The sequence below is a fragment of the Caldimonas tepidiphila genome (genome assembly GCF_003569765.1).
Lineage (GTDB): Bacteria > Pseudomonadota > Gammaproteobacteria > Burkholderiales > Burkholderiaceae_C > Caldimonas > Caldimonas tepidiphila.
On record NZ_QXMG01000010.1, the window covers coordinates 114,705 to 124,137 of the forward strand.

At 71.4% G+C, this 9,433-nt stretch carries 8 protein-coding genes and 2 riboswitches; of the genes, 1 reads left to right on the top strand and 7 read right to left on the bottom strand.

All coding sequences use genetic code 11. The features are described from left to right. Positions 1 to 2: 2 nt before the first annotated feature. Positions 3 to 1,004, top strand: a complete 1,002-nt coding sequence (locus tag D3A59_RS09685) for a hydroxymethylglutaryl-CoA lyase (protein WP_119154711.1) — start codon at positions 3 to 5, stop codon at positions 1,002 to 1,004. A 66-nt stretch (positions 1,005 to 1,070) separates the two neighbouring features. Here the strand turns inward: D3A59_RS09685 and D3A59_RS09690 are convergent, their stop codons facing one another. The 7 genes from D3A59_RS09690 to D3A59_RS09720 all read right to left on the bottom strand — a co-directional run. After that, entirely contained in the window at positions 1,071 to 2,465 is a 1,395-nt protein-coding gene (locus tag D3A59_RS09690; RefSeq protein ID WP_119154712.1) for an L-serine ammonia-lyase, read from the bottom strand. A gap of 52 nt (positions 2,466 to 2,517) precedes the next feature. Beyond that, positions 2,518 to 3,585 carry a threonine aldolase family protein gene (locus D3A59_RS09695; protein WP_119154713.1) on the bottom strand — a complete coding sequence of 356 codons (1,068 nt, stop codon included), beginning with the start codon at positions 3,583 to 3,585 and terminating at the stop codon, positions 2,518 to 2,520. A 36-nt stretch (positions 3,586 to 3,621) separates the two neighbouring features. Beyond that, positions 3,622 to 6,516, bottom strand: coding sequence for an aminomethyl-transferring glycine dehydrogenase (gene gcvP / locus D3A59_RS09700; protein ID WP_119154714.1), 2,895 nt, complete (start codon positions 6,514 to 6,516; stop codon positions 3,622 to 3,624). Between the two features lie 64 nt (positions 6,517 to 6,580). Next, complete coding sequence (gene gcvH / locus D3A59_RS09705) at positions 6,581 to 6,955, bottom strand: glycine cleavage system protein GcvH (protein WP_119154715.1); 375 nt, start codon at positions 6,953 to 6,955, stop codon at positions 6,581 to 6,583. Between the two features lie 48 nt (positions 6,956 to 7,003). Continuing rightward, positions 7,004 to 8,131 (bottom strand): glycine cleavage system aminomethyltransferase GcvT, encoded by a 1,128-nt coding sequence (gene gcvT, locus D3A59_RS09710; RefSeq protein WP_119154716.1) that lies wholly within the window; start codon positions 8,129 to 8,131, stop codon positions 7,004 to 7,006. A gap of 47 nt (positions 8,132 to 8,178) precedes the next feature. After that, a riboswitch (glycine riboswitch) is annotated at positions 8,179 to 8,291 on the bottom strand. 12 nt (positions 8,292 to 8,303) lie between these two features. Continuing rightward, a riboswitch (glycine riboswitch) is annotated at positions 8,304 to 8,394 on the bottom strand. Positions 8,395 to 8,443: 49 nt separating this feature from the next. Further along, complete coding sequence (locus tag D3A59_RS09715) at positions 8,444 to 8,986, bottom strand: hypothetical protein (protein ID WP_119154717.1); 543 nt, start codon at positions 8,984 to 8,986, stop codon at positions 8,444 to 8,446. Positions 8,987 to 9,102: 116 nt separating this feature from the next. Next, a partial coding sequence (locus D3A59_RS09720) for a 4Fe-4S dicluster domain-containing protein (RefSeq protein ID WP_170162332.1) occupies positions 9,103 to 9,433 on the bottom strand: 331 nt, incomplete at its 5' end.

Sequence of the window (9,433 nt, forward strand, 5' to 3'; positions counted from 1 at the left end):
CGATGAGAAAAGCCGAGGGCAAGCGTCTCTACATACAGGATGTCGCGGTGCGCGACGGCTTCCAGATCGAGCCGGTGTTCGTGCCGACGGCGGACAAGGTCGCGCTGATCGACGGGCTGAGCCGCAGCGGGCTGGCGAAGATCGAGGTCACCTCGTTCACGTCGCCGAAGGCGATTCCCGCGCTGGCCGACGCCGAGGCCGTGCTGGCGCAGATCAAGCGCCGCCCCGGCGTCGAGTACGCGGCGCTGGTGCCGAACCTGCGCGGCTGCGAGCGCGCGCTCGCCAGCCGCGTCGACGAGATCAACCTCGTGATGTCGGCGAGCGAGACGCACAACCTCGCCAACCTGCGCATGAGCCGCGAGCAGTCGCTGGCGCAGTTCGAGCAGATCGTCGCGCTGGCGCGCGGCCACGCGCAGGTCAACGCCTCGCTGTCGACCGCCTTCGGCTGCCCCTTCGACGGCGACATCGCGGACGCGCGCGTGCTCGAGCTGCTCGGCCGCTTCGCGACAATGGGCATCGATCGCGTGACGCTGTGCGACACCACCGGGGTCGCGAACCCGGCGCAGGTCGAGCGGCTGTGCGCGGCGGCGAAGGCCGCCTTCCCGCAGATCGACTTCACCGCGCACTTCCACGACACGCGCGGCATGGGCCTGGCCAATGCGCTCGCGGCGCTGGAGGCCGGCATCGACCGCTTCGACGCCTCGCTCGGCGGCCTGGGCGGCTGTCCCTTCGCGCCGGGCGCGAGCGGCAACGTCTGCACCGAGGACCTGGTGCACATGTTCGAGGCGATGGGCTACGACACCGGCGTCGACCTGGAGGCGCTGATCGGGCTGTCGCGCCGCCTGCCGGCGCTGGTCGGGCACGAGGTGCCGGGTCAGGTGATGAAGGCGGGTCCGTCGACGCGCCGCCACCCGGCGCCGGCCTCGCTCGGCGCGCCGGGCGCGCAGCAGCGGCTCGCGACCGTCAAGGCGGTCGACCCGGCCTCGAACTGCAGCCCGGTCTGAAGCCGGCGGCCGCCGGACCCGGCGGCTCCGCGCTCCGCTCTCCGCGCGTCGCCGGCCCTGCCTGCCTCAGCACTCGACGATGTTGACCGCGAGGCCGCCGCGCGCGGTCTCCTTGTACTTGGCCGACATGTCGGCGCCAGTCTCGCGCATCGTCTTGATGACCTTGTCGAGGCTGACGTGATGGCTGCCGTCGCCGCGCAGCGCCATCCGCGCGGCGTTGATCGCCTTCACCGACGCGATCGCGTTGCGCTCGATGCAGGGGATCTGCACCAGCCCGCCCACCGGGTCGCAGGTCAGCCCGAGGTGGTGCTCCATCGCGATCTCGGCGGCGTTTTCCACTTGCGCAGGCGTGCCGCCCATCTGCTCGGCCAAGGCGCCTGCGGCCATCGAACAGGCGACGCCTACCTCGCCCTGGCAGCCGACCTCGGCGCCGGAGATCGAGGCGTTCTCCTTGTAGAGGATGCCGATCGCGGCCGCCGTCAGCAGGAAGTCGACCACGCCTGCGTCGTCCGCGCCGGCGACGAAGCGGCGGTAGTAGTGCAGCACGGCTGGAACGATCCCGGCCGCGCCGTTGGTCGGCGCGGTGACGACACGGCCGCCCGCGGCGTTCTCCTCGTTGACCGCCAGCGCCCACAGGTTCACCCAGTCCATCACCTGCAGCGGGTCCTCGTGCAGCGAGGCGGGCTGGCCGGCCTCGAGCGCGCGGGAGAGGGCGGCGGCGCGGCGGCGCACCTTGAAGCCGCCGGGCAGCACCCCCTCGGTGCGGCAGCCGCGCGCGACGCAGTCCTGCATCACCTGCCAGATCGCGAGCAGGCCGGCGTCGATCTCGGCGTCGCTGCGCCAGTGGCGCTCGTTGCGGCGCATCACGCCGGCGATCGTCAGGCCCTCGCGCTGCGCGATGGCGAGCAGCTCGGCGGCGCTGTGGAAGGGCAGCGGCAGCACCGTCGCGTCCGGCGCGATTCGCTTGTGGCGCGTGCCGTCGGCGGCCACCTGGTCGCTGACGACGAAGCCGCCGCCGACCGAGTAGTACTCGCGCCGCAGCAGCTCGCCGCCCTGCGCGTCGAAGGCGGTGAAGCGCATGCCGTTGGCGTGGAAGGGCAGCGACTCGTGGCGGTGGAAGCGCAGGTCGCGCCGCTCGTCGAAGGCGATCTCGTGCTCGCCGCAGAGCCTCAGCCGGGCGGCGCCGCGGATCGCGTCGAGCATCTGCGGGATGCGGTCCACGTCGACGCGGTCGGGCTCGTGGCCCTCGAGCCCGAGCAGCACGGCCTTGTCGCTGCCGTGGCCGCGGCCGGTGGCGCCGAGCGAGCCGTAGAGCTCGGCGAGCACGTGGTGGGTCGCGCCCAGCAGCCCGTCCTGCTGCAGCCGCCGCGCGAACAGGCGCGCCGCGCGCATCGGCCCCACAGTGTGGGAGCTCGACGGCCCGATGCCGATCTTGAACAGGTCGAACGCCGAAATCGCCATCGCGCGCCTCCTTCCTTGCAAGCGCCCCGCGGCCGGCACGGGCCGCGCGGATTCAACCGCCGAGCGCCGTCTTCACGTCCGCGACGAAGCGGTCCACCGACTCGGGCCGCGTGTCCCAGGCGCACATCAGCCGGCAGCCGCCGCCGGCGATGAACTGGTAGAACTTCCAGCCCTGCGCGTAGAGCGCCTCCACCACCGGCTGCGGCATCTGCGCGAACACCGCGTTGGCCTGCGGCGGATGCAGCACCTGCACGCCGTCGAGCGCCTTCAGGCCCTCGTGCAGCCGCTGCGCCATCGCGTTCGCATGCCGCGCGTTGCGCAGCCAGACGTCCCCCTCGAGCAGCCCGACCCAGGGCGCCGAGATGAACCTCATCTTGGATGCGAGTTGCCCCGCCTGCTTGACGCGCCAGGCGAAGTCCGCGGCGAGCGTGCGGTCGAAGAACACCACCGCCTCGCCGACCGGCAGGCCGTTCTTCGTGCCGCCGAAGCAGAGCACGTCCACGCCGGCGCGCCAGGTGATGTCGGCCGGCGCGCAGCCGAGCGTCGCGACCGCGTTGGCGAAGCGCGCGCCGTCCATGTGCACCTTCAGTTCGTGCGACTTGGCGACCGCGGCGATCGCGCGCACCTCGTCGACCGAGTAGACGGTGCCCAGCTCGGTGGCCTGCGTCAGCGACACCACCTTCGGGCGCGGGTAGTGGATGTCGCGGCGCCGGGTGACGAGCGCCTCGACCGCCGCGGGCGTCAGCTTGCCCAGCCGCGCCGCCTCGGACACGCCCTCGGCGACCAGCAGCTTGGAGCCGTTCGAGAAGAACTCCGGCCCGCCGCACTCGTCGGTCTCGATGTGCGCGACCGGCGTGCAGATCACCGAGTGGTAGCTCTGGCACATCGCGGCCAGTGCCAGCGAGTTCGCCGCGGTGCCGTTGAAGACGAAGTAGACGTCCGCTTCGGTCTGGAACAGCTCGCGCAGCCGGTCCGCGGCGCGCTGCGTCCAGCGGTCGTCGCCGTAGGCGGGCTCGTGGCCGCTGCCGTTGGCCTCCAGCAGCCAGTGCAGCGCCTCGGGGCACATGCCGGCGTAGTTGTCGCTGGCGAAATGCTGACGGATCTCGGGGGCCGGGCTCATGCTGTGCTCCTTCCTGGGGCCTGTCGCTTCAGTGTCTCACTCCTCGTAGGCTGACATCGGCGGGCAGGCACAGCTGAGGTTGCGGTCGCCCCAGACGTTGTCGACGCGGCCGACCGGCACCCAGTACTTGTTGCGCTTGAGCGAAGCCACCGGGTAGGCGGCCTCCTCGCGGCTGTAGGCGTGCGGCCACTCGGCCTTGGTCAGCCACATCGCGGTGTGCGGCGCGTTCTTCAGCGGGTTGTCCTCGCGCGGCCAGGTGCCCGCCTCGACCTTGGCGATCTCCTCGCGGATCGCGATCATCGCGTCGCAGAAGCGGTCGAGCTCGGTGAGGCTCTCGCTCTCGGTGGGCTCCACCATCAGCGTGCCCGGGACGGGGAAGCTCAGCGTCGGCGCGTGGAAGCCGTAGTCGATCAGGCGCTTGGCGACGTCCTCGGCGCTGATGCCGGTGGCGTCCTTCAAGGGGCGCAGGTCGAGGATGCACTCGTGCGCGACGCCGCCGCCTTTCAATCCCTCGATGTGGCCGCTGTAGAGCACCGGGTAGTGCCCGGCCAGCCGCGCGGCGACGTAGTTCGCGCTCAGGATGGCGGTCTCGGTGGCGGCGCGCAGGCCGTCCGCGCCCATCATGCGCATGTACATCCAGCTGATCGGCAGCACCGCGGCGTTGCCCAGCGGCGCGGCGGACACGGCGCCCACCTGCGACTCGCTGCCGATGCCCGCGCTGCGATGCGCGGGCAGGAAGGGCACCAGGTCCGCAACCACGCACACCGGGCCGACGCCCGGGCCGCCGCCGCCGTGCGGGATGCAGAAGGTCTTGTGCAGGTTCAGGTGCGAGACGTCGCCGCCGAACTCCCCGGGAGCCGCGACGCCGACCAGCGCGTTCATGTTCGCGCCGTCGACGTAGACGCGCCCGCCGTGGCGGTGCACCAGCTCGCACAGCTCCTTCACCTGCGTCTCGAACACGCCGTGGGTGGACGGGTAGGTGATCATCACCGCGGCGAGCCTGTCGCTGTGCTGCTCGCACTTCGCGGCGAGGTCGGCGAGATCGACGTTGCCCTCGCGGTCGCACTTCGTGACCACCACCTGCATGCCCACCATCTGCGCGGTGGCCGGGTTGGTGCCGTGCGCCGACTCCGGGATCAGGCAGATGTTGCGGTGCCCTTGGCCGCGCGCCTCGTGCCAGGCCTTGATGACCAGCAGGCCGGCGTACTCGCCCTGCGAGCCGGCGTTGGGCTGCAGGCTGATGCCGGCGTAGCCGGTGGCCTGGCACAGCCACTCGCGCAGCTGCGCGTCGAGCAGGTCGTAGCCGGCGAGCTGCTCGCGCGGCGCGAAGGGGTGGATGTGCGCGAACTCCGGCCAGGTGATCGGGATCATCTCGCTGGTCGCGTTGAGCTTCATCGTGCACGAGCCGAGCGGAATCATCGTGCGGTCGAGCGCGAGGTCCTTGTCGGAGAGGCTGCGCAGGTAGCGCAGCATCTCGGTCTCGCTGTGGTGGGTGTTGAAGACCGGATGCGTCAGGTAGGCGCTCTCGCGGCGCAGCGACGCGGGGATCGCGAGCTCCAGACCGGCTTCCAGCCCGGCGACCGAGGGCAGTGCGCGTCCGCCCGCGAACACGCCCCACAGCGCCTCCAGGTCGGCGCGCGAGGTGGTCTCGTCCAGCGAGATCGAGATACTGTCGTCGCTGGCCGCACGCAGGTTCATGCCGGCGTCGCGTGCCGCCTGCAGCAGCGCGTCGCGGTCGCCGTCGGCCTTCACCTGCACGGTGTCGAAGAAGGTGGTGTGGATCACGGTGCGGCCGAGCGACTGCAGGCCGCGCGCGAGGATCGCCGCGTAGCTCGCGACGCGCAGGCCGATGCGCTCCAGGCCCTGGGGACCGTGGTAGACCGCGTACATGCTCGCGACCACTGCCGGCAGCACCTGCGCGGTGCAGATGTTGGAGGTGGCCTTCTCGCGGCGGATGTGCTGCTCGCGCGTCTGCAGCGCCAGGCGGTAGGCCGGCGCGCCCTGCGCGTCGATGCTCACGCCGACGAGGCGGCCGGGCAGCGAGCGCTTGAACTCGTCCTTGGTTGCCATGTAGGCCGCGTGCGGGCCGCCGTTGCCCATCGGCATGCCGAAGCGCTGCGTGTTGCCGACGACGATGTCCGCGCCCTGCTCGCCGGGCGGCTTCAGCACGGTCAGCGCCAGCAGGTCGGCCGCGACGATGGCGAGGCCCCCGCGCGCATGCACCGCGTCGATCAGCGGCTTCAGATCACGAACCTGGCCGTTGACGCCCGGATACTGGAACAGCACCGCGAAGGCGTCCTGCGCGGCGACCTCGTTGGCATGCACCTGATCGACCGTCAGGTCCAGCGGCTCGGCGCGAGTGCGGATGACTTCGAGCGTCTGCGGCAGCACGTCGTGCGCGACGACGAAGCGCGTACTCTTGCTCTTGCCCATGCGCTTGGCCAGCGTCATCGCCTCGGCCGCGGCGGTGGCCTCGTCCAGCATCGAGGCGTTGGCGATCGCCATGCCCGTCAAGTCGCAGACCATGGTCTGGAAATTGACCAGCGCCTCCATGCGGCCCTGCGAGATCTCGGCCTGGTAGGGCGTGTAGGCGGTGTACCAGGCCGGGTTCTCGAGCACGTTGCGCAGGATGACGGCCGGCGTCCAGGTGCCGTAGTAGCCCTGGCCGATGAAGCTCTTCATCACGCGGTTGCGCTGCGCGATGGCCTTCAGCTCGGCCAGCGCCTGCCCCTCGGTGATGGCGGGCGGCAGCGCCATCGGCTGCGCGCGGGCGATCGAGCCGGGCACGATCGCGTCGATCAGCGCACGGCGGCTCGCGGCGCCGATCACGCCGAGCATGCGCTCCTCCTCGAAGGGCTCGATGCCGATGTGGCGGGCGACGAATTCGGCGGGGTTTTCCAGGGAGGCCAGCGAGGGCAGGGCGGTGGACATGGGGTCGATCCGGATCAGGCGGGGCGGGGAAGCCGCGCGCGGGCGGCCTCCCGGAGGAGGGGACTCAGGCGTTCTGGACCAGCGCGTCGTAGGCGGTCGCGTCGAGCAGCGCGTCGAACTGCGCCGGCTGGGCCAGGCGCACCTTGAAGAACCAGCCCGCGCCGAGCGGGTCGGAGTTCGCCAGCGACGGGTCGTCGCGCAGCGCCTCGTTGACCTCGACGATCTCGCCGTCGAGCGGCGCGTACACGTCGGCCGCGGCTTTCACCGACTCGACCACGCCGGCCACGTCCTTCTGCGCGAAGCTCTTGCCGACCTCGGGCAGCTCGACGAACACCACGTCGCCCAGCGCGTCCTGCGCGTGCTGAGTGATGCCGACGGTGGCAATGCCGTCGTCGGCGAGGTTGACCCATTCGTGGTCTTCGGTGTACTTGACGCTCATCGCGGTTCCTTTGTTAGGGAAATGAAAAGGGAAAACGGGGCGGGCGACTCAGCGCACGTAGCGTTGCGGCGCAAAGGGCATGCCCGTCACCGTCATCGGCACGCGCTTGTCGCGCACCAGCGCGAACAGCTCGGTGCCGGGAGCGGCGTGTTCGGTCGGCACGTAGGCCATCGCGACCGGCTGGCCGACCGTGGGGCCGAGCGAGCCGCTGGTGACGCGGCCGAGCTCGCGGCCGTCCGCGGCGACGATCGTCGCGCCCTCGCGCACCGGCGTACGCTCGCGGCCGACGAGGCCCACGCGCTTGCGGGCCGCGCCCTCGGTCAGCTGCCGGCCGATGATCTCGGCGCCCGAATAGCCTCCGGCGCGCTCGCCGCCCGGCCGGCGGACTTTCTGGATCGCCCAGGTCAGGCCCGCCTCGACCGGCGTGGTGGCGGTGTCGATGTCGTGGCCGTAGAGGCACAGCCCGGCTTCCAGGCGCAGCGTGTCGCGCGCGCCCAGGCCGATCGGCTTCACCTCGGGCTGCGCGAGCAGCGCGCGGGCGAGCGCCTCGGCCCGGTCCGCAGGAACCGAGATCTCGAAGCCGTCCTCGCCGGTGTAGCCCGAGCGGGTGACGAAGCAGTCGGCGCCGTCGAGCGTGACGAAGGCGCCGGTCATGAATTTCAGATCGGAAACCGAAGGCGCCAGGCGCGCGAGCGCGGTGACGGCCTGCGGCCCCTGCAGCGCGAGCAGGGCGCGCTCGGGCAGCGGCTCGACGCGGCAGCGCGCGCCGATCTTTTCCTGCAGGTAGGCGGTGTCCTGCGCCTTGCACGCGGCGTTCACGACGACGAACAGATCATCGGGGCGGCGGCAGATCATCAGGTCGTCGAGGATGCCGCCCTGCTCGTTGGTGAAGAGCGCGTAGCGCTGCTTGAGCACGGGCAGGCCGATCACGTCCATCGGCACCAGGGTTTCCAGTGCCGCGGCGGCCTCGTCGCCGACCAGGCGCAGCTGGCCCATGTGCGAGACGTCGAAGAGGCCGGCGGCCGTACGGGTGTGTCGGTGCTCGGCGAGGATGCCCTCGCGGTACTGCACCGGCATGTCGTAGCCGCCGAAGGGCACCATGCGGGCACCGAGCTCGAGGTGCAGCGCGTGCAGCGGGGTGGTCAGCAGCGGGGCGGCGGAGGAGGCCTGGGTCATGACAGGACTTTCGAGGGCATGTGACGGAACCCCACCTCGACGGTGGGTCTGCCCTCGCTGTCCGCTTTACCTGAGAGATTGGCAGGAGGCCCTGAAGCCCTGTCCCGCTTGCCCCTTCGGTGGGCCGCATCGGGTACGGCCTCTCTCCAGTGAGGATCGCTCCGGTTGTCCGGCGCGTTCGCCAGTCCTTTTGCCTGAGCGTTCGAGGGAATGCCTCTGCGCCTTCGGCGGCCCCGCACGGGGCTCTCTCCTGACGAACGAGGAGTGTAGCTCAGCGCCCGGGCCCCGCAAATCGGGGATTCAAGCCAGCGCTCAGGCGCGAAGCAGTTCGATGCGGACCAGCCGCGCGCGCTCCTCCCCGGAGACGCGGGCGATCGCCTGCGTCACGAGCGCCATGGCCTGCATCAGGCCCTCGTCGTCGCGCACCTCGCGCAGCAGCTCGCGCAGGAACTCCCACTGAGCCGGGTCCGAGCGCGCGAAGGTGCGCTCGGCCAGATCGATCAGGTAGAGCTTGGTGGCGGCCGGGGAGCGGGCCCAGGGCGTCGCGCTCGCCGCCGGGGCCTCCCGAGGGCTCGGCTCGGCGGGAAGAGGCCCGGCGGCAGCCGGAGCGGGGGCCGGGGACGCCGTCTCCGGCGGAGACAGGGCGCTCACTGCCGCGCCGGCCGCCAGGAAGCCCCGCTCGACCAGGCTGTGGACCAGGTCGGCCGTCGCGCCGGCGACGAGCGCGAGCAGGTCGTGCGCGGAGCGTTGTCCGTCGGCGAGCAGCACCAGCGTGCGCTCCCGCGGCGTCAGCGTGCGGATGCCGGGCGCGAGGGCCAGGCGGGCCAGGTCGGTCTTGATCAGCAGCGTGCTCATGTGGTGAATCCCTCGTTGCCGGGGATTCTTCACAGCGATGTTTCACGCCGATGAAAGCCGCCGAGTCACCCGGCGAGCGGGAGCCGGGCGGCGCGCCGTCCCGCTCCCGTCGGGCCTCAGGTGCCGACGTAGTTGGGCCCGCCGCCGCCTTCCGGGGTGACCCATACGATGTTCTGCGTGGGGTCCTTGATGTCGCAGGTCTTGCAGTGCACGCAGTTCTGCGCGTTGATCTGCAGCCGTTGCCCTCCGCCCTCGGCCTCGACGAACTCGTACACGCCCGCGGGGCAGTAGCGGCTCTCGGGGCCGGCGTACTGCGCGAGGTTATCCTTGAGCGTGAGGTGCGCGGGCTGGTTCTCCTCGTGGTTGGTGTTGCTGAGGAACACCGAGGAGAGCCGGTCGAATGAGAGGACACCGTCGGGCTTCGGGTACTCGATCTTCTTGCACTGC

Coding starts and splice junctions, on each gene's coding strand:
- gcvH (WP_119154715.1), bottom strand. CDS start 6,955: ATGAGCGTCAAGTACACCGAAGACCACGAATGGGTCAACCTCGCCGAC.
- gcvP (WP_119154714.1), bottom strand. CDS start 6,516: ATGTCCACCGCCCTGCCCTCGCTGGCCTCCCTGGAAAACCCCGCCGAA.
- gcvT (WP_119154716.1), bottom strand. CDS start 8,131: ATGACCCAGGCCTCCTCCGCCGCCCCGCTGCTGACCACCCCGCTGCAC.
- D3A59_RS09685 (WP_119154711.1), top strand. CDS start 3: ATGAGAAAAGCCGAGGGCAAGCGTCTCTACATACAGGATGTCGCGGTG.
- D3A59_RS09690 (WP_119154712.1), bottom strand. CDS start 2,465: ATGGCGATTTCGGCGTTCGACCTGTTCAAGATCGGCATCGGGCCGTCG.
- D3A59_RS09715 (WP_119154717.1), bottom strand. CDS start 8,986: ATGAGCACGCTGCTGATCAAGACCGACCTGGCCCGCCTGGCCCTCGCG.
- D3A59_RS09695 (WP_119154713.1), bottom strand. CDS start 3,585: ATGAGCCCGGCCCCCGAGATCCGTCAGCATTTCGCCAGCGACAACTAC.